Origin of the sequence: Paenibacillus phytohabitans (genome assembly GCF_013141775.1) — a bacterium.
In the GTDB taxonomy this organism is placed as follows: Bacteria; Bacillota; Bacilli; order Paenibacillales; family Paenibacillaceae; genus Paenibacillus_AQ; species Paenibacillus_AQ phytohabitans.
Genome location: NZ_WHOB01000083.1, coordinates 16,556 through 39,743 on the forward strand (window position 1 = coordinate 16,556; position 23,188 = coordinate 39,743).

General features: G+C 54.2%; 21 protein-coding genes. 6 read left to right on the forward strand and 15 right to left on the reverse strand.

The features are described 5' to 3' along the window. Positions 1-6: 6 nt before the first annotated feature. A complete protein-coding gene (locus tag GC101_RS27500; RefSeq protein ID WP_171719927.1) occupies positions 7-1,506 on the reverse strand; it encodes a DUF58 domain-containing protein in 1,500 nt (499 codons plus the stop codon). 159 nt (positions 1,507-1,665) lie between these two features. Continuing rightward, positions 1,666-3,087 (reverse strand): polysaccharide deacetylase family protein, encoded by a 1,422-nt coding sequence (locus tag GC101_RS27505; RefSeq protein WP_246354544.1) that lies wholly within the window; start codon positions 3,085-3,087, stop codon positions 1,666-1,668. 109 nt (positions 3,088-3,196) lie between these two features. On the opposite strand from GC101_RS27505, the gene GC101_RS27510 reads away from it, so the two are divergent. Continuing rightward, on the forward strand, positions 3,197-3,883 hold the full coding sequence (locus tag GC101_RS27510) for a DedA family protein (protein WP_171719928.1): 687 nt from the start codon (positions 3,197-3,199) through the stop codon (positions 3,881-3,883). Between the two features lie 13 nt (positions 3,884-3,896). On the opposite strand, the gene GC101_RS27515 is transcribed toward GC101_RS27510, so the two are convergent. Further along, a complete protein-coding gene (locus tag GC101_RS27515) occupies positions 3,897-5,174 on the reverse strand; it encodes an MFS transporter (protein WP_171719929.1) in 1,278 nt (425 codons plus the stop codon). 133 nt (positions 5,175-5,307) lie between these two features. Here GC101_RS27515 and GC101_RS27520 point away from each other — a divergent pair, with 133 nt between their 5' ends. Both GC101_RS27520 and GC101_RS27525 read left to right on the forward strand, forming a co-directional pair. After that, positions 5,308-6,279 (forward strand): WYL domain-containing protein, encoded by a 972-nt coding sequence (locus GC101_RS27520; protein ID WP_171719930.1) that lies wholly within the window; start codon positions 5,308-5,310, stop codon positions 6,277-6,279. A 130-nt stretch (positions 6,280-6,409) separates the two neighbouring features. Next, positions 6,410-6,706, forward strand: a complete 297-nt coding sequence (locus tag GC101_RS27525) for a zinc ribbon domain-containing protein (RefSeq protein WP_171719931.1) — start codon at positions 6,410-6,412, stop codon at positions 6,704-6,706. Between the two features lie 91 nt (positions 6,707-6,797). Here GC101_RS27525 and GC101_RS27530 read toward each other — a convergent pair whose 3' ends face one another. After that, a complete protein-coding gene (locus GC101_RS27530) occupies positions 6,798-8,330 on the reverse strand; it encodes a DHA2 family efflux MFS transporter permease subunit (RefSeq protein WP_171719932.1) in 1,533 nt (510 codons plus the stop codon). Further along, on the reverse strand, positions 8,327-8,779 hold the full coding sequence (locus tag GC101_RS27535) for a MarR family winged helix-turn-helix transcriptional regulator (RefSeq protein WP_039310060.1): 453 nt from the start codon (positions 8,777-8,779) through the stop codon (positions 8,327-8,329). Before GC101_RS27535 ends, GC101_RS27530 begins: the two co-directional genes overlap by 4 nt. Positions 8,780-8,988: 209 nt before the next feature. Between GC101_RS27535 and GC101_RS27540 the strand changes: the two genes are divergently transcribed. Then, positions 8,989-9,714 carry a DinB family protein gene (locus tag GC101_RS27540; RefSeq protein ID WP_216626770.1) on the forward strand — a complete coding sequence of 242 codons (726 nt, stop codon included), beginning with the start codon at positions 8,989-8,991 and terminating at the stop codon, positions 9,712-9,714. 249 nt (positions 9,715-9,963) lie between these two features. On the opposite strand, the gene GC101_RS27545 is transcribed toward GC101_RS27540, so the two are convergent. Both GC101_RS27545 and bcp read right to left on the reverse strand, forming a co-directional pair. Further along, positions 9,964-14,250 carry a 2-hydroxyacyl-CoA dehydratase gene (locus GC101_RS27545; RefSeq protein WP_171719933.1) on the reverse strand — a complete coding sequence of 1,429 codons (4,287 nt, stop codon included), beginning with the start codon at positions 14,248-14,250 and terminating at the stop codon, positions 9,964-9,966. 120 nt (positions 14,251-14,370) lie between these two features. Beyond that, the gene (gene bcp, locus GC101_RS27550) at positions 14,371-14,832 is read right to left on the reverse strand and encodes a thioredoxin-dependent thiol peroxidase (protein ID WP_039308628.1); all 462 of its coding nucleotides are present in this window, start codon (positions 14,830-14,832) and stop codon (positions 14,371-14,373) included. 102 nt (positions 14,833-14,934) lie between these two features. On the opposite strand from bcp, the gene GC101_RS27555 reads away from it, so the two are divergent. Next, a complete protein-coding gene (locus GC101_RS27555; RefSeq protein ID WP_042133356.1) occupies positions 14,935-15,993 on the forward strand; it encodes an LCP family protein in 1,059 nt (352 codons plus the stop codon). 105 nt (positions 15,994-16,098) lie between these two features. Beyond that, entirely contained in the window at positions 16,099-17,424 is a 1,326-nt protein-coding gene (locus GC101_RS27560) for a glutamate-1-semialdehyde 2,1-aminomutase (RefSeq protein ID WP_171719934.1), read from the forward strand. Between the two features lie 72 nt (positions 17,425-17,496). On the opposite strand, the gene GC101_RS27565 is transcribed toward GC101_RS27560, so the two are convergent. The 8 genes from GC101_RS27565 to GC101_RS27600 form a co-directional block, all read right to left on the reverse strand. Continuing rightward, entirely contained in the window at positions 17,497-18,114 is a 618-nt protein-coding gene (locus GC101_RS27565; protein ID WP_171719935.1) for a hypothetical protein, read from the reverse strand. A 33-nt stretch (positions 18,115-18,147) separates the two neighbouring features. After that, the gene (locus GC101_RS27570; RefSeq protein ID WP_171719936.1) at positions 18,148-18,399 is read right to left on the reverse strand and encodes a hypothetical protein; all 252 of its coding nucleotides are present in this window, start codon (positions 18,397-18,399) and stop codon (positions 18,148-18,150) included. After that, complete coding sequence (gene def, locus GC101_RS27575; protein WP_042140716.1) at positions 18,399-18,965, reverse strand: peptide deformylase; 567 nt, start codon at positions 18,963-18,965, stop codon at positions 18,399-18,401. The genes GC101_RS27570 and def overlap by 1 nt, the downstream gene beginning before the upstream one ends. 105 nt (positions 18,966-19,070) lie before the next feature. Further along, a complete protein-coding gene (locus tag GC101_RS27580) occupies positions 19,071-20,363 on the reverse strand; it encodes a stalk domain-containing protein (protein WP_171719937.1) in 1,293 nt (430 codons plus the stop codon). Between the two features lie 106 nt (positions 20,364-20,469). Continuing rightward, positions 20,470-20,760, reverse strand: coding sequence for a hypothetical protein (locus tag GC101_RS27585; RefSeq protein ID WP_171719938.1), 291 nt, complete (start codon positions 20,758-20,760; stop codon positions 20,470-20,472). 15 nt (positions 20,761-20,775) lie between these two features. Beyond that, positions 20,776-21,663: an inositol monophosphatase family protein gene (locus tag GC101_RS27590; RefSeq protein WP_171719939.1), complete on the reverse strand. Its 888-nt coding sequence runs from the start codon at positions 21,661-21,663 to the stop codon at positions 20,776-20,778. A 165-nt stretch (positions 21,664-21,828) separates the two neighbouring features. After that, positions 21,829-22,836 (reverse strand): UV DNA damage repair endonuclease UvsE, encoded by a 1,008-nt coding sequence (gene uvsE, locus GC101_RS27595; RefSeq protein ID WP_171719940.1) that lies wholly within the window; start codon positions 22,834-22,836, stop codon positions 21,829-21,831. Further along, positions 22,833-23,150 (reverse strand): hypothetical protein, encoded by a 318-nt coding sequence (locus GC101_RS27600; protein WP_039308646.1) that lies wholly within the window; start codon positions 23,148-23,150, stop codon positions 22,833-22,835. The genes uvsE and GC101_RS27600 overlap by 4 nt, the downstream gene beginning before the upstream one ends. Positions 23,151-23,188: the final 38 nt, after the last annotated feature.

The following is a 23,188-nucleotide window of genomic DNA, read 5'->3' on the forward strand; positions in this document are numbered from 1 at the left end:
GTAACCCTAGTGGGATGTCGGTTGGCCCGGATATCCATAATACTCCGCCCCCTTGTACCCTTGTGCAGGAGAGACATCGTTCAGACAATGGATCCGCGCACCGAGCCGCATCAGACTTCCGGCTATAGTGCCCGATGTACGCTGCTTGCCGCCGGAACCCGGGCTATACTTAACAGCCGGATAACTCTCTATTGGCTCAGGGAATCCTTCCCTGGCCTCCTTGGTTCCGGTTGAACTCCGTACCGGATCTTCCGCCGGTCCTCCCCCCGGAGAGGGCTGATCCCAGACATAATACAGCTCGACCTTAATTCCCTGGACCAAAAAGCGGGCAAGCGTCCGGGCAGACTCTTCTTCAAGCCGGCCGGTAATGACAGACACCGTCATGCCGGGAATCCAGCCCCGCGAAGCATCCTCCAGCAGCCGGCTGAGACTCTGTGAGCCGGATGGGGATATTTCCGTCAGCAGGTCTTGTACCCTGCCGGGGATTTGACCCAGGCCTTCATGTCTGGCCATCCCTTCCGGCCAGCCGCCGCTGAAGAGCTGCAGGTAACTGCTGGAACGTTCGGCAGAGAGAAGCAGTCCCATTGCCGCCGACACCGCCCGTTCAAAAGCAGGCATAACCGTTCCGCGCTGCCCGCGCGGTACCAAGGCACCGTAAGGAACCTCATAATCCTCCGGAGAGTTCGCAAGCACGATACAGGTCATTTGCCCGGCTTCCCGTTCAGGTACTCTGCTCTGCAGGGTTCCCTTGCGTGCGCTGTTCTTCCAGTGAATCCGGCTAAGCGGATCACCGGGAGCATAGTCACGGATATCCGCTGCTTCTGCACTGCCCTGCTTCCCCCGTCCGGGAAGCATCCGGTCTCCCGGCATTACACGGTTATCCGGCAAGCTGCCGGCCAGATACAGCGCCTTCGGGAGCACCTTGAAGCTCTCCTTGCCGCCCGGCTGACAGCCGCCTGTGAACAAACCAGGCAGATCCCCCCAGGTGACACCGCAGCCGTAAAGCTGGTGGACCCCTCTGGGAACAGACTTCAGTTCATACGAATAAGTGAAGGAGCGCCGGAATCCGGGAAACAGCAGCTCCTGATGGCTGCCTTCACTCCAGTAATCGGCAACAACTATCCACGGAAGCGGGATCTTGGAGACAAAGCTGATCTGTACCTTAACGGTAACGGTATCCCCGGCCGACGGGCGTGCAGGAGTTATTGTGCGGAGAACGGCTACCCGCCGTGGACCGCAGAGATGCATAAGCAGCCCGCCGGACATTACAATTATGCCAGCCGTCAGAAGCAGCAGCAGTGATTCTCCGCCCCGCCACAGATATAACCCTAAGACTGCTGCGGTTAAAAGCAGCATCCGCGCCCACTCCTGTACAGTGCTGCGGACACGCCGGCGGGACAGGAACCCAGCCGCAGATTTTCCGGAACTATTCCGCTTTTCATGCTCATATTTGATCTGATCTATCAATGATGAAGAGGACAAGGATGACACCCTTCTTTCGGTCATAGACTAGCTCCCCCGCCTGCCCGCAATATCACTGGCTATTCGGCTTCCGGGAGCCTATTACTATCTATTCTTCCCATCAAAAAGGGTGCCCAGACATTCAGCGAATTCTTTTTAGCCCCGCCTCTCCCGGCTATTTATATCAACGGCTGACACATCGGTTCAAAGTGCCTTCACTCTGCGTTCTTCTACGTTTACACTGGCCGCAAGCGGCGGATGTCCTGTAGCTTCGAGCAAATCCCGCAGGGATACCCATAGGGAAGAACCAATGAGCTGTATCTCTGCAGTCTTGAGCTCCACCGCACCGTCCGGCTGGACGACTTCCATCTGCTGTTTCTTTGAATTTACAGTCACTGTCCGCCCATTCCAGCTTACCAGTCCGCTGCGGGTAGCCGTATCCCAGCCGACTTGCCCGCCCAGCCGCTCCACGGCGGTACGGAGAGGCACGAAATATTGCCCGTTTCTAAGGTTGTACTCTCCAGGCTTCAGGATGGTTTCCAGCCTGCCTACCTCCAGAGCAAGCGGTTTGCCGGGTGCAAACAGTTCAGCATTCGGAACAATATTCGCCGAGATCCAGGCTTTGGACGGCTTCACCCGCTGCAGTGCCGCTGCCTGAGCCGACACTCTGAACTGTACCGGCTCACTCTGCGCATTAAGTAAGCCGAATTCATAACCGGCGGCTTTGTAGCGTTCAATAATGGCGGGCAGCGCCTTGGCACTCTGCTCATGGCCCGACCCGTCATGCAGCAGCAGGACAACACTCCGGGAGTCCAGATCAGCAACCGAATGCTGCAGGATCTCTGCGGCGGGCACTCCCCGGCGGCTGGAGTCTCCGCTGTCTACAGTCCAGTCCATCACCTCATAGCCCGCCTGCTTCAGCAGATAAAAATAAGTATTGTCAAAATGGCCAAAGGTACCTCCCGGTGCACGGACCAGCTGCGGACGAACCCCTGTAATGCCTCTGACCGTTTCCTCTGTCTGTTTGATCTGACGCCAGAACTCCGTGAATCCGCTATAGAGATCATGATAATTATGGTTATAGGTATGATTGCCGATGGCATGCCCCTGCTCCCAGATGGCATTGACCAGCTCGGGGCGGCTGGCAGCTTGCTCCCCCAGCACGAAGAAGGTAGCCTTCACTCCCTGCTCCTGCAATATCTGGAGCACCCGGGGAGTAACCGCACTTGGCCCGTCATCGAATGTAAGGTAGACGACCCGTGTTGCCTTGCTGCTCTTGGCTTCCTGATTAGATGTGCCCGCAGCGGCGGATACTTTCTGTAGGGTAGAAGCCTGCGGATCGGTGGCAAGTGTATAAGCTGAACCCCCTGAACCGTGGGGCTGCAGCGGCTCTGCTTCAGCATTCTTGACTGCAGCCGGCGGCAAATCTTGCACCGGGACTTCCGGAGGATTATTCTTAGAGAGTAAAGATGCTGCACTGCCTGCTTCAGCCTGCAGGGAGAAGGTCCTCCATGAAGCCGGGGATTGCCCCTTGCCCCCAAGGGCTGACATACTTAGAAGCACTGCCATAACAAGCAACCCGCGGATCATAACCCGGCGGATAGGATTTTCCCGGCTTTCCTTCATCTTCTCTACCTCCAGCATTCTATTGGCGCTTTCACGCCATTTGGTAGATTGTATGAAGACAAGCTTCAGAATAGAATCAGGCGCGCCGCCTTCGGAGAGTGATGAATGTATGGAAATGCTGAAATGGATACAGGAATTGTTCGCCAGCTATGGATATAGCGTATTGTTCTTTGGGCTTTTGCTGGAATTCATTGCTCTTCCCTTTCCCGGAGAGACTACCATGGCCTTCGCCGGGTTTCTGTCCTATACCGGGAGGCTGGATTTCTTCACGCTGGTTATCGTAGCTTTTGCAGGGACCACAGTTGGCATGACCATTACTTATTTCATTGGGCTTAGGGCCGGGCTGCCCTTCATCCAGCGTTACGGCAAATGGTTCATGTTCTCTCCGGCCAAGCTGGAAAAGACCCAGCGCTGGTTCGAGCGGTACGGCAGCGTGCTGATCTCCATCGGTTACTTCGTCCCGGGCGTCCGCCATTTCACCGGCTACTTCGCCGGTATTATCGCACTGCCTTTCCGCAAATTCGCAATGTACGCCTATGGCGGCGCCTTGTTCTGGGTACTGTTATTCCTGGGTATCGGCAAAATCTTCGGACCGCAGTGGATGGGCATTTTCCACTTAATCGAAACCTACGCCCTCTGGATTGCCCTCTTCGCCGCAGCCATTGCTGCGCTGATTGTGATATACCGTTACCGGAATGCCATCCTTCTCCGGCTGTCCCGGCGCAAATCCGCTGCTGCGCTGGAGACGAAGGTCAAAGTCAAGGTCAAGGTCAAAGAAACCTCCAAGAGCCGCTGATTCTTTCAGATCATTAAGGCCGGGACTCCCTGTACCGCTTATTCCATTTGCTGCGCAGCAGGTAATAACCTCCCAGCAGCAGCGCAATCGCAGCAAAACCTGCCCCGCCCGCGAATCCCAGCATTCTGGGCTCCACATCATCAAGCATCCAGCCTGCCCCTAGCATGGACAGACCCAGCAAGGTTCCGCTTACTGCCGCCAGCAGGCCGAATACGGCCGGCTGCAGCGCAGGCGGCGTTTCTCTCATCACCAGCGTATCCAGACAGGCATTGCCAATCCCTCCGGCCAACGATAACAGAATGTACAGCAGAAATGCTGCAGCGAAATGACCGCTGCTGCTAATCATCATGAGCAGAATGCCCTCGAGCAGCAGACCGCCCAGTGCTACCGCTAAGAGCCTTTTGCGGAATAAACGCCCGGCAAAGAAACTCAGGCTGAGCCCGATGCCAAGTGCTGCGTAGAACGCCCCCACTCCGCTGTCTCCCGCATGAAATACCTGCACAGCATATACGCTGATCAGCACATTATCCCAGCCATTGATCACCGGCACCAGCAATTCATAACAGAGCACAATCTGCAGTGCCAGACTGCCTCCAAGGACTGTGCGCAGCGCCCGCCGCCGTGTCCTTTTGACAGACAAGCCTATGGTATGGTTTCCGCCTTCAGCATGCGGTGTTGACTCCCGGCCGGCGTCTCCGGCAAGTGCCTGCTTGGGATAATGAATCCCCCTTATCAGCAGTCCGGCCGCCAGGAACGACACAGCATTCATAACAAAGGCCATGTCCGGACCGAAATACAGCGAGACAATCCCTCCCGTAAAGGCGCCAAGAATCAGCACGCAGCCGTTCAAAAGCTGTTCCAGCCCGTTGATCCGCAGCAAATCCTCCGGCGCTGCCAGCAGCGGGATGGAAGATTTGCGCACCGGACTATAGATGGCTTCACCCGCTGCCATCACAAAGCTGCCGGCATACACCAGCCACAGCATATGCTCCCCGTCTACCCAGAGCAAGGACAAGGCTACCGGGACACGCAGGAAATCCACAGCCATCATGATTGTTGTGCGCGGCAGTCTGCCAGCCAGTAACCCTCCAAGCGGTGCCATGAACAGATAAGGCAGCACCCGCACGCCAAGCGATATCCCTACGGCCATACCCGACCCGGTCAAATGAAGAACCAGGGCCAGCATAGCAATACTGCTGAAACGGTCGCCGATACCATTGATTAACCCGGCTGCAAACAGCCTTTGATAGCCTTTATTGCATCCCGCAAGTGATCCTGCATTTGTGCTCATAATATTAGCCCCTCATTAAATTATATAAATATCTAATTAGATGATAATATAACATGCAATTTGGAGCAATGCTTTATTTCAGACAATTTGCTAAGCTTAGACCATTAACCTGAAAGAAAGCAGGTGCATTTCTGTGAAAATAGACCGTCTCCTCTCCATTGTCATCCTGCTGCTGAACCGCCCGCTGATTCAGGCCAAGGAGCTGGCCGATATGTTCGAAGTCTCCGTACGCACCATCTACCGCGATATAGACAGCATTAATACCGCAGGTATTCCCGTCGTCACATATCAGGGGGCCGGGGGCGGTATCGGCCTTATGCAAGGCTACCGGCTGGACCGCAATGTTCTGTCTGAGCGTGAGCTGGCCGATATCTTCGGCGCACTGCAAAGCGTCTCTTCTTATGGCGGTGAAGGGCACCAGCTGTTAATGGAGAAAATCAGCAGTGTGATCCCGCCTTCCCAGACTGCCGCCTTCCGCAGCAAAACCACCCAGATGATCGTTGATCTCTCCCCTTGGGGACTGATGGGCCCTTTGGAGGAGCGGATCAGCCTTCTTAAAGAGGCGCTGGAGGAAAATACCGTCATCGCCTTCGAATATATCTCGGCCGAAGGCCGGGCAAGCACGCGTACCGTTGAACCCTACACCCTTGTACTCAAAGGACAAAGCTGGTACTTATACGGCTTCTGCACAGAACGCCGGGATTTCCGGCTCTTCAAGCTGCTGCGGATGAAAGCGCTGGTGAAGGAGAAGCGGCATTATACCCGCCAGGATCTTCCGCTGAAGGAGCTGCCCTGGACGGACGGCTGGAAAGAACCGCAGCATATCCAGCCGATCCGGCTGCACTTTGCACCGGAAGGCAGGCATCTTGCGGAAGAGTATTTCGACTCTGAGGAGCTTCAGCAGGATAGCAGCGGCGGGTATACCCTTACCGTAAGTTATCCCGAGAACGATTGGCTGTACGGCTTCCTGCTAAGCTTCGGAACCGTGCTGGAGGTGCTTGAGCCGGAACATATCCGCCGGAGAATAGGCGAGCTGGCCGGAGGCGTTGCTGCCAAATACGCCTCCAGCCTCCCGCAGCCGCAGCCGGCACACCCTGCTGAATAAAGAAGGGAATGCTATCTTTTTTCCATAACCCGCACATGAACCTGAATCTATGCTGTCAGGTTTGCCGGCTTATACTGGACCGGAAAAGGCGGCAACACCGCCTGAACCAGAACCCTGAGGAGTGTGCACTATGGAAACGGCGTCAACGAAACAAACGGAGGGCTTGTTCTGCCAAAGCTGCGGAATGCCGGTTAACGAAACTGAGCTGCAGGGCAGCGACAAGGAAGGCAACAAAACGGAGGAGTATTGTATCTACTGTTATGAGCACGGTGAATTCAAGCAGCCGGACATCACTCTGCAGGAGATGACCGATCTCTGTGCCGGGTACTTGGTGGAGGAAGGAATGGATGAAGCTGCCGCCCGCCAGATGCTGGGGTATTCCCTGCCGCAGCTTAAGCGCTGGAGCACGGGAGCCGGGGTTAGCTGAGGCTGTAAACGGACAACAAAAGGACTACCCGGCAAAACCTTTACGGCTTTGCGGATAGTCCCTTTTTTAAAATAATAGCTTGTTCATTAAATTAAGCTCTTTGCGATTTCACCTTGTTAGGCTGCGGCTGTACTGCATCCTCTTCTTCCGTCTTCAGGAAATCCGGCTGCGGAGAAGTCTTTCTGATGAACAACGCCAGCACCAGGGCAAGAACTGTCACCCAGGTAGCTACAGTGAACGCATGAGTAATCCCGTTAATCGTTGCTTCCTGCGTAAGCTTAAGCATCGCCGCCTTATCGGTCTGCGATACCGCACCGCTTGTCAGTGCATCGGTAATGTTGCTCTTCGTACGGTTGGTCATCAGGCTGACGAACAGCGCCATACCCAGTGCACCGCCTACGGTCCGCAAGGTGTTGGACATTGCCGTACCGTGCGAAGCCAAACGCTGCGGCAGCTGATTCAGGCCGGCAGTTACGATTGGCATCATCAGCATGGACATCCCGAACATCCGCGCAGTATAAGTCAGGATCAGATGTGTATAGGTTGTGCTGTCGCTGATCTGGCTGAATTCCCAGGTCGTAATAGCTGTAATGGCAAGGCCGATAACCGCCAGCCATCTTGCACCGATTTTATCAAATATAATTCCGGTGATCGGAGACATAATACCCATCAGGATCGCACCCGGCAGCAGCATCAGTCCCGATTCCATAGGTGTAAATCCGCGGATCGTCTGCAGATAAATCGGCAGCAGGATCATACCTGCGTACATAGCCATAGTCACAATAATGTTAATTACTGTAGTGAGTGAATACATGTTGTAGCGGAAAATGCGGAATTCAAGCAGCGGCTTATCCGCTGTAAGCTCACGCCATACGAACAGCCCCAGGGAGACAATACCCAGGATCAGACAGAGGATAACCGTGGTGCTGCCCCAGCCGTCCGTTCCGGCGTCACTGAAGCCATACAGCAAGCCGCCAAAGCCCAGCGTCGAAAGAACCACACCCGGCTTATCCAGCTTCGGAGAAGTCAGTTTGCCTACATTCTGCATCGTCTTCATGCCAAGCAGCATCGAGAAGATCGCCAGCGGAAGCACGATGTAGAACAGCACGCGCCAGGAGTAGTTCTGAACCACCCAACCTGACAAGGTAGGTCCGACTGCCGGAGCAAAAATCATCGCAACCGCCATAAGTCCCATGGCCTTGCCGCGTTCTTCAATCGGGAAGATGCGCAGGAACACAATGTTCATCAGCGGCATCAGAATCCCGGCACCTACCGCCTGGATAACTCTGCCGACCATAATCATTTCAAAGCCTGATCCTATTGCACAAACCAGTGTACCTATGGAAAATAGCATCATCGCCGTCGTAAAGAGCTGGCGGGTCGTAAATTTCTCTACCAGATAAGCACTGATTGGCACCAGTACACCATTAACCAGCATGAACCCTGTAGTCAGCCATTGTGCCGTATTGGCGGCGATCTTCAGGTCCTCCATCATTTTGGGCAGCGCCACATTCATCAGTGTCTGATTCAGCAGCGCCACGAAGGCGCCGATCAGGAGCGCTGCGATAATCGGGCCTCTGCGGATCGTCTTGGACGATGCAGTGTCTGCAGTAATTGTACTCATAGCTTCTTTTTGTCTCTCCCTTGTTCTAGAATTTTGATGATTTCACCATGCAACCGCAGCAGTTCTCCGGCATCCTCAGCAGGTATATTAGCCAGTGGCTGCAGATACCTGCGCAGAGACTGTTTGCTTAACTCCCGGATTTCCTTGCCCTTATCGGTCATCGCCAGCTTAAATATACGTCTGTCGCTCTGCGAGCGTTCTCTGGTAATCAGTCCAGCCTTCACCATCCGGTCCACCACTCCGCTTGCCGCGCTGTTGCCAAGATGCAGCAGGTCTGCAAGCTCAGTGATACCGATATCGGGATGTGCCGATAACTTACGCAATACCATTAGCTGGGTGGATGTAATCTTCAGCTCTTCTGCGTCCTTCCACAAAAGCTGCTGGAAATTATGGTTGATGCAGCGGAAAGAGGACAGAATATCGTCCAATTGCTTTTCCTTTTCCTCCAACCCCAATCCCTCCAATCGCCCAATATAAAATAATACTTCGCATACGAACTATTTTACTATTTACCTATTTATTCGTCAATAACTTGCAGAAATTTTCTGAAAAAGTAATTATTCTTTCACTCCTACCGGGATGCCACCGGCAAAAGTTTGCGTTTATTGTGGACTTCCCGGGTCCAAAATATGAATTACACGGAAAGCGGGGAAAACAAATGAGTCTGGAGCAACAACGTAAGAGCTGGAGCGGGGACCATAAGCTTTTGTCGGGGATCATCGTAAAGCCTGAAGCGCATGCTGAAGCTGCCGCTTTATTCCTGAGGCTGCATTCAGCCCTGTATGCTGCAGACATAAGCAGCGGGGAACAGCCTAGTTTCGAGGATTCCTTATGGAACAATCTGTTAGAGTCTACTTTGCGCAGCTATCCTGTTCATACGCCCGGCAGCCGTAATTCTATAGTCTGGCATATATGGCACAGCGCGCGGATCGAGGACATCACCATGAACATCCTTGGTGCAGACCGTGCGCAGGTGCTTCAATCAGAGCACTATGCAGAGAGCCTGCAGACCCCTCTCATCCACTCCGGTAATGGAATGAGTGATCAGGAAGTGGCTGCATTCAGTGCAGAGGTGAATATCGGGGCATTAGCGGCATACCGGCGTGCTGTAGCAATCAGAACACGCTCCATCATTTCCGCTGTGCAGCCGGGGCAATTCGGGCGCAAAGCCACTCCGGCGCAGTTCAGCAGGGTGCTGGAGGAAAAAGCCGTCCTGGAAACCGAGCAGTGGCTACTCGATTACTGGGGCGGCAAGACCCTTGCCGGACTGGTGCTGATGCCTGCCACACGGCATAATTTAGCAGCCGAATGGAGACTTCTTAGGAAACTCTGTAGACATAAATGTTGTACGTTTTGCAACTTTGATTCATGGATTGCGGGGTGATCGGGAGAATTGTTGTATGAAATGCAAGAATAATCCTGCTGAACTGCTTGAAAAAGGTGAAATGCTGCCTTTTATACAACAATTCTGGTTTTGAGCCGATAGGAGGAGGGAATTGTTGTATTATGGGCAGGAATTTATGAAGAGTTACGGGAGTTCCGCCACAGAAAGCGGATGAATCTAAAAAGAGCGGGCCGGAGGTTAATCCAGTCCGCTCTTTGGCATATGAAGAACTTTACAGCATCACTGGGCTTATATCCCGCAGCCCACAGTGCCAGTTAAAGTAGGCTGCAGCCGTGCGATTTCCTCTGCTGACGGTTGTTTGCCGCTCGCAAGCCCGCTGGCAATTGACATCATCAGCTTGATCCGGTTAGCCTGATTAACGACGCTGACCCCGGCATCATAGTCGATGGCAACGATATTCGCGCCCGGATACAGCTCCTTCAGACCTTTAATCATGCCCCGGCCGGTAATATGATTCGGCAGGCAGGCAAATGGCTGAATACAGGCGATATTGTTCACGCCATTATCCAGCAGATCCATCATCTCCGCTGTCAGGAACCAGCCTTCGCCCATCTGGTTGCCTACAGAGACCAGGCGGCTTGCTTTCTCGGCCAGCCCATAAATATTCTCCCGGCCTTTGGCCAGTCCGGCTTGCTCAAGCGCCACTTTGACCGGCTTGCGGTAAATCTCCAGATACGAGATCAGCATGGGATTAATATATCCCAGCCGTTTGCTTTTGCCGAATTGCTCGGCTTTGTAGATCGGATTATAGACACAATAGAAAATGAAGTCCAGGAAATCCGGCATTACAGCCTCTCCGCCTTCTGCCTCAATCATATCGATAATGCGGTTATTGGCGTCCGGATGGAATTTGATCAGTATTTCACCGACAATGCCCACCTTCGGCTTCACTGCCGGGTTAACCGCAAGCCGTGAGAACTCAGCGACGATCTCACGGCATAGCCGCTTGTACTCACGGAACGAGAAGTTCGACAGGCTTTTTTTGCAGCGCTCCATTCCGCTGCGGAATAAGGCTTCCGCGCTTCCCGGAACGGTCTCATACGGTCTGAAGCGGTGCAGAAGACGCATCATCAGATCACCGTAGCAGGCCGCAGCAATCAGGCGGTTCGCCAGCTTCAGGCTGATCCGGAAGCCCGGCTGATTCTCCATGCCGGATGCATTCAGTGAAATAACCGGAATCTGCCCCAGATTCGAATCCTTCAGTGCCTTGCGCAGCAGGGAGATGTAATTGGTCGCCCGGCAGCCGCCGCCGGTCTGTGACATGATTACGGCAGTCCGGTCCGGATCGTATTCCCCGCTCTTCAGCGCGGACAGCATCTGCCCGATGGTTACAATCGCCGGATAACAGGCATCATTGTTCACGTACCTTAGACCTTCCTCGGTCTCCTGCGGTCCGGTTGATTCCAGGATCTTCAGACGATAGCCTGCATCCTGGAACACCCGTTCAAACAGCTCGAAATGGATCGGTGACATCTGCGGAGCCAGAATGGTATAGGTTTCCTTCATTTCCTTCGTGAACGGCACATTTGCCTGCGTCTTATACAGCAGCTGAGGCTGCACATCCCCCTGCTCCCGCTCACGCATAGCTGCCAGCAGGGAACGCAGACGGATACGTGCGGCCCCCAGATTGCTGATCTCATCAATCTTAATCAGCGTATAGACCTTATTGTGGCGTTCCATAATCTCCTGAACGGCATCGCAGGTGATCGCATCAATACCACAGCCAAAGGAAGTCAGCTGGACAAGCTCCAGATCGTTTCTTCCCGCAGCCAGCCGGGCCGCACGGTACATCCGCGCATGGTAGGTCCATTGGTTGACTACGCCAACGTCTCCTTCACTGTGGTCCAGATGGCAGACCGAATCCTCGGTCAGCACTGCAAGACCCATGCCGGTGATCATATCGGCAATGCCGTGATTGATCTCCGGATCAGCGTGGTACGGATGTCCGCAGAGCAGAATCCCCTTCGTCCCTGTCTCCGTAAGGAAGACCAGCGTTTCTTCACCCTTCGTACGCACATCATTCTTCGCCTGATCGGCTTCCGCAAGTCCCGCCTGTACAGCTGCAGCGATCTCCTCCTTGGGAACATCGGCAAAGGTCTTCACCAGCACCCGCGTCAGCGCCGGAATATCATCGAAGGTCAGGAACGGACTGACTAGAGGAACCCCCTGCTCCTTCAACCCATCCATATTGTTGCGGATTACCTCCGGATAAGAGGCAACCACCGGGCAATTGAAATGATTCTGGGCGGCTTCATCCTCCTTCTTCTCAAAGACAACCGCCGGATAAAAGATGAAGTCGACACCTTTGCCGATCAGACTCTGCACATGCCCGTGAGCCATTTTGGCCGGATAACAGATGGATTCCGACGGAATGGTATCCATTCCGCTCTCATACAGCTTCTTGGTGGACTTCGGCGACAGTACAGTCCGGTAGCGCAGAGAGGTGAAGAAGGTATGCCAGAACGGATAATTCTCGAACATATTCATCGTCCGTGGAATTCCGACCGTGCCCCGTACCGCCGCTTCTTCAGGCAATCCCTCATAGTCGAAGAAACGTTCATATTTATACTGCATCAGATTCGGCAGCGTATTCTTCTCTTTCTTGCCGCCTGCCCCGCGCTCGCAGCGGTTCCCGGTCACGTGGAAGCTCTTGTCCGGGAAGCGGCTGATGGTCAGCGCGCAGTTATTGGCACAGCGGCTGCAGCGGCCGGGAGAGACTGAATATTGGAATGTCTCCAGCTCTTCGGGTCCCAGAATAGTGCTAATCCCTTCCGGGCCAGCCTGTTCTTTGGCAATCAGCGCACAGCCGTAGGCGCCCATAACGCCGGCAATATCAGGTCTGACCACGGTTCTCCCGGTCAGCTGCTCGAAGGCCCGCAGTACGGCTTCATTGTAGAAAGTGCCGCCCTGAACAATAATGTTGCGGCCCAAATCCTCAGGATTGCGGATTTTGATTACCTTTTGCAGGGCATTCTTGATAACTGAATAGGCAAGTCCGGCCGAGAGATCCGCCAGAGACGCGCCTTCCTTCTGTACCTGCTTCACCTTGGAATTCATGAACACGGTGCAGCGGGAACCGAGATTCACCGGCTTGACGGATTCGAGCGCCGATTGGGCGAACTCCTCAATGCCAAGCTCCAGCGCGGAAGCGAAGCTCTCCAGGAAGGAGCCGCAGCCTGCCGAGCAGGCTTCATTAAGCATCAGGCTGTCGATAGCGCCGCCGCGGATCTTGATGCACTTCATATCCTGGCCGCCGATATCGAGGATAAAGTCTACTTCCGGCATGAATTTGGAGGCCGCTTTATAATGCGCTACCGTCTCCACTTCGCCGCCGTCTGTCCGCAGTGCGGCCTTGACCAATCCCTCGCCGTAACCGGTAGCATAAGCTCCGGCGATGTAGCAGCCCTCCGGCAGAATCCGGTAGATTTCCTTCAGCGCATCCGTGACAGACTGCAGCGGGTTGCCTTTATTGCTTCCATAGGAAGTGTATAGAATCTCATCCGCCGAACCGGTAATCACCAGCTTTGTCGTTGTAGAGCCGGCATCAATGCCGAGATAAACAGGTCCGCGATAGGCGGATAGCTCGGAACGCGGTGCTGTCGCTTGGCCGTGGCGGAGTCTGAACTGCGCCAGATCATCCGCAGTCTCAAACAGCGGTGCCAGCTCGGCATCCTCCGCACGGTCCAGCGAGAAGTCCACGGAAGCAATCCGCGAGATCCAGCTAGACAGCGGCAGGAACAGGGGATCCGACTGCGCAAGCGCCGAACCGATCGCTACAAAATATTGTGAATGCTCCGGGAACAGTATGTCGCCTTCCTTAAGTCCCAGCGTATCCGCAAAACGGTCGCGGAGTGCAGACAAGAACGTCAGCGGTCCGCCCAGAAAAGCCACACGGCCGCGGATCGGCCGTCCGCAGGCAAGTCCGCTGATCGTCTGGTTCACAATGCTCTGGAAGATGGAGGCCGCCACATCCTCGCGGCGTGCCCCTTCATTAAGCAGCGGCTGCACATCACTCTTGGCAAATACCCCGCAGCGTGAAGCGATCGGATAGATCCGCTCATGCTTCACTGCAAGCTCATTGAGCCCGCCGGGATCGGTCTGCAGCAGCGAGGCCATCTGATCGATGAAGGCTCCGGTACCGCCAGCACAGGCAGTATTCATCCGCTGCTCAATCCCGCCGCTGAGATAGATAATCTTGGCATCTTCACCGCCAAGCTCAATCGCTGTATCGCACTGCGGAATCCGTTCGCTGATCGCCTTGGTGCAGGCAATGACCTCCTGGACAAACGGAATCTCCCCCAGTTTGGATAGTGATAAACCGGAGGAGCCGCTTACAGTGAGTGCTGCTTCGCTATCCGGGAACCGGTCCTGTACATCGGACAGGAGAGATAGCGCTGCTTTTTTTATATCGCTGAAATGACGCACATAATCTTGATAAATAATTGTATCCCGCTGCATAACAACCAATTTGGCCGTAGTTGATCCGACGTCAAGCCCAATACGCAGTATTTTCATGCTATCCCCCATGCCTTGCTCCAAATTTGAAGTAATATGAGGCAACTATATCATGAGAGAGGCTGACCAAAGCTGTTAAAAAAGTAACAGACAAATACAATTAACTCCTAGCATACTTAATTATTTCACGATTTGTTCTAATGCGGCCTCCACATGGCCCTTGACCCGGACTTTTCTCCATTCCGCGATCAGAATTCCTTCTTCGTCAATCAGGAAGGTGGAGCGCACAATGCCCATAAATTCTTTGCCGTAGAGCTTCTTCAGCTGCCACACTCCGAATAATTCGCTTACCTTATGCTCCTCATCGGACAGCAGGGGGAATGGCAAACCGTTCTTCGCGATAAATTTGCCGTGTGAGGCCAGATTATCCGAGCTGATTCCCAGCAGGACCGCTCCATGGGCTGTAACCCTGTCATGGGCATCACGGAAATCGCAGGCTTCCTGCGTGCAGGCGGGTGTCATATTCTTGGGATAGAAGTAGAGCAGGACTTTCCTGCCGCGATACTGGCTTAAGCTGATTTCCTGCCCTGTGGAAGCGGGGAGCGTGAAGTCCGGGACCGCTTGCCCAAGCTTGATATTCATTTAATGTTCACTCCTTATGGATATGGCTGATGATTCGGAAATTGCGTGTATTCCCAAAAGAAATTATAATGTAGAGAATGTGAACCGGAAAGGACGAACGAAATGCCGCCAAGAAAGAACCGGCACGCAAAAGCCGGCAAATCAAAAAAGAAGACGTTGCTCTGGACTCTGGCAATCATACTCCTTCTAATTATCGGAGGTCTGGTTTATTATTTCACCGCGATCTACAACCAGCTCGACAACCTGCACAAGACAGGTGAAGATTCTCCGTTTGCCAATGTGCCAACAGCCTCGGCGGAAACTGTTCAGCCCCCCGAATGGGAAGGTACAGAGCCAGTGAACATCCTGCTTATGGGTGTCGATGCGCGCGGGGTGAAGAAAGGCGAGGTTCCACGTTCGGATACCATGCTGGTTGCCTCATTAGACCCGGTCAAGAAAAAATTCTATGTGTTCTCCATTCTTCGCGATACTTATATCCCTATCCCTGACCACGGGACACAGCGGATCAATGCTGCAATTACCTATGGACCCAATACGGCGATGCAGACGGTAAGCGACCTGCTCGGCATCCCGATTCAATATTATGTGTATACCGATTTCCAGGGCTTCATGAAGCTTGTAGATGCCGTTGGCGGTGTCGACTATGAGGTTGAGAAAGACATGCACTATACTTCCAAGGCGGACGGGCCTGAGTTCGATATTGATCTCAAAAAAGGCTTCCAGCACCTGGATGGCAATATGGCGCTGCAGTACGTGCGCTTCCGCCATGACGCCACTTCCGATTTCACCCGGACGGAACGCCAGCGCGGATTCCTCAAGGCTGTAGCGGACAAGGTGATCAGTACCACTTCTATTATTAAGCTGCCCACGATTCTGTCAGAGGTTACGCCTTATATTGATACCAATCTTACCTTAAGTGATATGTGGAAGCTGGGGAGCGTTGGCTATGACAGCTCCATGGGCGGCAGTGCGCAAATCCCGCCGATGGAGCTGATCAGAGAGAAAACCACCAAGGATGGCTCCCAGGTCATCGGCTTCACCAGTGATGAAGATCTGAAGCAGTTCGTGCAGGATACAGTCACTGCGCCGGATCCTACTCCGACTCCTGAAGCAGAGGCTTCCCCGGGCAGCAGCCCTTCGGCTACACCGGGATCTAACTAGAATACAATATAACCATGCTTGGCACACAGGGGCGGGCGGACAGCGGGATACACCGCCAGTTCGCCCTTTCCCTTGCGCCTCCGGCATACGAAAGGATGTTATTCCATGAACCGCAGCACATCAGAACATTTATACCAGGAAGCTCTGCAGCATATCGTTGGGGGCGTCAACAGCCCCTCCCGTTCCTTCAAGGCCGTAGGCGGCGGCGCTCCCGTATTCATGAAACGCGCCGGAGGCTCCCGCTTCTGGGACGAGGACGGCAATGAATATATTGATTATCTGGCCGCCTATGGCCCGATCATTACCGGACATGCCCATCCGCATATCACCGCTGCCATTACAGAGGCTGCACAGAATGGGCTGCTCTATGGCACGCCAACCCAGCTTGAAATCAGGCTGGCCAAAATGCTGAAGGAAGCTATCCCCTCCATGGACAAGGTACGTTTCGTCAACTCTGGTACAGAAGCCGTTATGACGACCATCCGCGTGGCCCGTGCCTACACGAAGCGCAGCAAGATCATCAAGTTCGCCGGCTGTTACCACGGCCACTCCGACCTTGTGCTTGTAGCCGCAGGCTCAGGACCGTCTACGCTGGGCATCCCTGACAGTGCAGGCGTTCCGGCCAGCATCGCCCAGGAAGTCATCACTGTACCCTTCAATGATCTGGATGGGCTACGCGCGGCGCTTGAGCAGTGGGGCGAAGATGTGGCTGCCGTTATGGTCGAGCCGATTGTCGGCAACTTCGGCATGGTCATGCCGCACCCCGGTTTCCTTGAAGGCCTGTGTAAGCTGACGCATGAGAACGGCTCACTTGTCATTTATGATGAAGTCATCACCGCTTTCCGTTTCCATTACGGCTCCACCCAGACCTATGCAGGTCTTGCGGGCCATGAGGATATCATTCCCGATCTGACCGCACTGGGCAAAATCATCGGCGGCGGGCTGCCTATCGGCGCTTACGGCGGACGTAAGCATGTCATGGAGCAGGTCGCTCCGCTGGGTCCGGCATATCAGGCCGGAACGATGGCTGGTAACCCAGCCTCGATCTCGGCAGGGATTGCCTGCCTTGAGGTGCTGAGTGCCGAGGGTGTGTATGACGAGATGGAACGGCTCGCTATCCGCCTGACTGAAGGGCTGCAGGAATCTGCCGGACGGCACGGCATTCCACTGACCATCAACCGGATACGCGGTGCATTCTCGACGCATTTCTGCAATCATCCGATTACCAATTACGATGAAGCGCAGTATACCGACGGTGAAATGTTCGCCAGCTTCTTCCGCCATATGCTGAACCGCGGCATTAATCTGGCGCCTTCCAAATATGAAGCGTGGTTCCTGACCACTGCCCATACGGACGCCGACATCGATATTACGCTGGAGGCAGCAGAGGCCTCGTTCGCGGCTATGGCAGCGGAGCAGCAACAGCTGTAAGAAACTCTAGATAAAGAGGCTGGCCCCAATGGGGCCAGCCTCTTTTCACACCCAATATACCGTGCAGGTTCCTTAGAAATCAATCCGCTTGTCCAGAGTGACTTCCTTATGGCGCGGACGTCTAAGTCCTCTGCCGTCAGGGACCAGTGAGAATTCAATGGAATCCAGCGCTTCCGACAGCGGGGGCCAAATTAGAAACCGCATCTCTACCTGGGCACCGCCGCCACGGCCACCATGCATCTGCACCTCATATTCAGCCTCTCCCAGAATTGCGAGTGTAAGAGGGGCTTCGATGCTGACGCTTTCTACGGTCGCTGTCAGGCACTTGATCTCGACCGAGAGAATACTCAGGTTCTCATATTGCATGGAATGAGTAAGAGCATATTCGAAATCCCCATCCCGTGTTGTCTTCATGATCGGAAGCACTCCGCGCAATTCACCCGGCTCTTCCCAAAAGTGGCGTCTGGGCACCGATTCATTCAAGCTGCCCAGTACAAGCGATATTTCCGAAAGCTCCAGCCCCAGTTCATCGGACCATTGCTGTATCATCTCCGGATCCGGAAACAGCTGTTGTCCTTCCGCGACCGACTTCCTCTGCTGTACTAATCTTAGAATCTGCTCATCAATCTGTTTCGCTTCATCGTTGTATACATTCTGCAACCCTCTTATCGCTATTCTGTTCCACTCCAAACCGCTTCACTCCCGATTTCAGGGTTGAGATGATCAGCTCCCGCCGCTCTTGCGCTGTCCATACATGAACAGCGCAGCAACCGCGAGCGGGGTCACCAGCCTTACAGCGAGCGGCATACTGCCTCCCGCAATAGCGACAACCACATAACTTACAACGATGGCCGCTTGCGCCATGATGTGCTTGTGGAATGTACCTTTTCTAATCCTGTAGACAAAAACCAGCGCAATGACTAGTGCCAATCCTGTATATAGAAGGGTTAGCGGCAATCCTTGAATATCCATCATTACCCCTTGCTCTTCTGTTCATACAGGCTGCGGATTTCCACATCCTGCGGAAGCTTGAACGGATTCTGCTGATTGATCCGGTCATAGAACATGATCCCGTCCAGATGATCCATCTCATGCTGAATCACGATCGCCTGATAACCCTTGAATTTCTGGGTAATCACCTGACCGTTCAGATCAAACCCCCGAACCTTCACGGTCTCATACCGCGGCACAAAGCCGTGTACAGGCCGGTCCACGGACAGGCAGCCTTCGCTCTCCGGTAAATACACCATTGCCAGAGAATGGCTGATGATCTTGGGATTCACCCAGGTATACTCTACATTCTTGCCGTTATCGTCCTTCAGGCACATCACGAACATCCGCTTCTTCAGCCCCACCTGATTGGCGGATAAGCCTACCCCTGAACGGAGCTTATGTTTGGCAGACATTTCGGCATCCTGGCTGTTCTTCAGGAACTGCATCATACACTTCAGCGCCTCGCGGTCTTCCTCCTGCAGCGGCAGCTGCACGGGTTCTGCTACCGCACGGAGTACGGGATCCCCTTCACGCACGATATCATCCATCGTGATTATATATTCGGCATTATATTTTGTACTAGACAACTGCGTTCATCCACCTTTGCCTTACGGGCCTGATTTTATTATGCAATATTGATATATTATGCTGGATTATGGATTAATGAAAGCTGTCCGCAGCTTGCTGCTGTAATTCACATCGAAGCCAAGCCCGGTAGCAAGCGCAGCGAGCGGCAGGTACGTTTTATCCTCTTTGCCGACCTTGTGCAGGAATGCCGGGGTATCAATCGCCACATCCGTTCCGTTCACCTTAATCGTCTTCGAGCCAATCGTAATCACCACGGTTCTTCCGCCGTAAATAATCGTCGCGCTGGAGGTTTTGTTATCCCATTTACCGGTTGCGCCTACCGCATTCAGAATGTCCTTCAGCGCCAGGAAATTCTGTCCATTCTTCAGAATGGGCTTATTGGGCGTGTTAAGCGTGGTCCCTTTCACTACAATTGACATCGGTGCGGAGGCTGAAGTCATCACTGCCGTTGCCGGAGTAAGGTACTCCCCCCACTGCAGCTCTGCGAACACCGAGGCAATCCGTTCATAGCCCAGCTGCGTCGGATGGAAGTCTGCCGCTCCAGCCCCGATAATATGGGTGAGCGAACCCTCTACACCGGCAAACTTGGCGGCTACATGGGCTGCCTTTACAGGCGCTCCCGCCTGGTTCAGGGTAGCTGCGATATTCTCAGCGGCTACTGTAAACTGCGCAGCGGCACTCATCAGCTTGTCATACGAAGCGCCCAGGGCAATTCTGGGAGCAGGCTGATATTGATCGGCCAGCAGAATCGTTGCCAGGGGATTCACGGCCCGGATGTTGTCCAGCGCCGATTTCACATTGCTGCTGTACGCCGCGAGGCGTTCCGCAAGCTGGGCTGTGAAGTCAGCCTCCGTTAGTGTCTTAACATTCAGAAACAGACTGCTGACATCATTGCCGCCTATAGTGATCGTAATCAAATCCGCTGCAGCAAGCTCCGTTCTAATCTGCGGCGTCATAGCGGCAAACTGGGCGATGCGCGGATCAGGCAGCCCCGGCTGGATTGCCTCTGCCGTAGTTGCGATGCCGTCTTTGATGGAGGCGGTATACTGAAGCAATCCGGATGTCTTCAGACCTAATATACCGTAATTGCTTAGCGTGCTTCTGCCGTGATACCAGCCCTGCTCCAGTAATCTCTCGGCATATCCGTACGGCTTCACACTGGAATCAGTCATCCCCGGCTCATATCCGGCAGTAATGGAATCTCCAAGTGCCACGATGCGAAAGACATCCTGCTCCGAGTCCGGCGTAACGGCTGCTGCAGCGGCACCGGCAGGGCCTGCATGCACATTAATTAATACAGCGAACAGCAGCAGCCCGCTAGTTCCGGCTGATATGAATCTTCTCCATGTCTTCAGCATCGTATTCCCCCTAAATTAGTATAATTCCATTCTAACACCCAGCCACGCTACGCAAAAGAGCGGTTTCCCGATTGTTCGGAAAACCGCTCCTGAGGCCCGCTGCGGCTTACTGCTCTCCGCTGCCGGATTCTGTAGAATTCTTATGGCCGCCCGTGCTAGACGGGCCGCTGATTTGTTCAGAACGCTGTACATATTTATCATACCGGCTGTCCAATTCGTAAGCGATTTTGCGGTATCGGCGCGTTTCTTCAACTATAGGATCGAGCGTAGTCTGTATCCGGATCTCATACTTGGGCGAAATCTGGCGGATTTCCTTGGCCTGCCGGTCATCCGGCTCCATCTCGCCATCCTCCAGAAGCTCACTCAGTCTGCGCTCCAGATCATCATTGTCACTCATGGCAATGCCGCCTCCTTACTGCTGCTTGAATCCCGTGGCATCAGCTGCTTGCAGGGAGTTCACCAGATAATCATGTATCCGTCCATTACTCGCCACCACATGGCGTGTACTGATATCGTAGGGATTGCCCTGGGTATCAGTGACTTTCCCGCCGGATTCCAGCACCAGCAGCACGCCTGCCGCACAGTCCCACGGACTCAGGCCCACTTCCCAGTAGCCGTCCACCCGGCCTGCCGCAACATACGCCAGGTGCAGCGCTGCCGAGCCACCGGCGCGAACGCCGCGCACCTGCGGCAGAATCTGCTGCAGTCCGGCCATATTGGCAGGCTGGGCGAATACACGGTCCGGCGGGAAGCCCATGGCAATCAGACTGCTTCCAGGCTCCGTCTCCGCTGACACAGCGGTTGGAATCCCGTGCATATACGCACCCTTGCCCTTCTCGGCAACGAACATTTCGTCACGGATCGGATCATAAATGACACCAACTGTCAGCTCCCCCTTAACGACGAGGGCTATTGAGACACAGTAGAAAGGAAAGCCGTGTACGAAATTGGTAGTCCCGTCAATGGGATCAACGATCCACAAATACTCATGCTCCCGCGCTTCATCCAGAGCGGCAGTCAGCGCGTCCGCTCCCGGCTGAACGCCTTCCTCCCCAAGGATGGCATGGTCGGGATAATGGGTCAGGATCAGCCGGCGGATCATTTGCTCCACACCTTTATCGACCTCCGTAACCAGATCCTGGGCGGATGTCTTGCTGCCCAGCTCCTTCACCTGGCCTTGTCTGCTCTTGATCCATTCCCCCGCTTTAGCTGCAGCATTAATTGCCGCCGCCGTATGTCCCTTGCTTGTAACTACATAGGGTTCCCGTTCATTTCGGTTATCAGGACTTACAGGACTCATCTCTTCACTCCGCTTTCTTTGAGCATGATCGTTCTCCCATGGAACTCTGTTACGCGCAGGACGTCAAATTGCTGCTCAACTTTCATTCAACGTACCCTATTTCAGCCCACTTATCAAGTCAATACTGGCACCGTAATAAGGCCTAATCCCCTTGTTTGTTGCCTGTTATGCTTGTATATTCACGCTGGCTCCGTTTAGTACCGTAATTCCGTTCCCGCCCTGTGCAAGCTCCGTCATGGCCTCCATCAGGCCAAACAAGGCTCCGTCCTTAAGCTTCGCTTCGATCATGACATCCACTGCCGGAGTACCTTCGGCGATCCGCTTCAGAAAAGCAAACAGCGGAGCCGGCTCCACGCCGTCGGCATGGCTACGCGGATCGGACGGGCTGCGCGGGCTGGAGACATGAATCTTCGGTGGCAGCACTTCCCCGGGCAGGACATCCTTCAGGGCAAGACTGCTTGTCCATGTCTTCTGGATCTCCGGCCACAGCTCCCAGGGGAGCTCACCTTCGTTGTTGACCCATTGATGATGGATATCCAGCACCATCGGCAGTCCCAGGCTCCGGCTAACCTCCAGTGTCTCCACCGCATTGAACGTCTTGTCGTCATTCTCCAGCGTCATCCGTTCCCGCAGTGCAAGCGGCAGCGCGGAGCATTGCTCACAGAAACGCGCCGCAGACAGAGGCTTGTCCCCATAAGCACCGCCAATGTGAATATTGCTCTTGGCGGTTGCCGGCAGCCCCATGGCTTCAAGCATATCGGCATGATGCTGCAGGTCGCGGATCGAGCTTGCGAGCACCTCGGGGCGCGGAGTACTCAGGACCGTGAAATGGTCCGGATGAAAGCTGACCCGCATGCCGTGCTTCTTCACATAAGTGCCTACCTCAGCGAACTCCTCCGCCAGTGCAGACAGCGGATGCCAATCCGCCAGATCAGGATGGGTCGCCAGCGGAATCAGCTTGGAGGTCAGGCGGTAGACCATAATATCCGAGCCCGCATTATGCTTCAGCAGGCGGAGTGTATTATGGAGATTGATCCGTGCGATTGACTCCAGCTTACGCAATCCGGCTTCCCGGTCGCCCAGCTTGTTAAAGCTTGCCATAGTCATTGTCTTAGAGGGTGAGCAGTCCGGGATGACGGTAGACATGGCGACATAGCCGAAGCGGACAATCATCCTTCTTCTCCGAAGAACATTTCGTAGGCAAGAGCCGTCTGTACCCGCGACTCTTCCTCATTCAGCTTGCGTACCAGATCCATCTCCACAGCTGTAACCTCATTGCCCTGGAAGTTAATTTCAGCAATGGAAGCCGAAATTTTGACGATCGCTACAGCAACATTCTCCGGATTGTAGGCGATGACCTTCTGGCCGGTCGGGTATACACGGAAGCCCTGCTTCACCATTTTGGTTCGTCCGTACTCCAGCAGCTCATATAGCTCCTGTTCATTCTTGAATTTGCACACTGAATTGAATTCTGATTGAAACCCCATGCTTCTCTCTCCTTCCCGGCCGGAATGCTCCCGCCGAT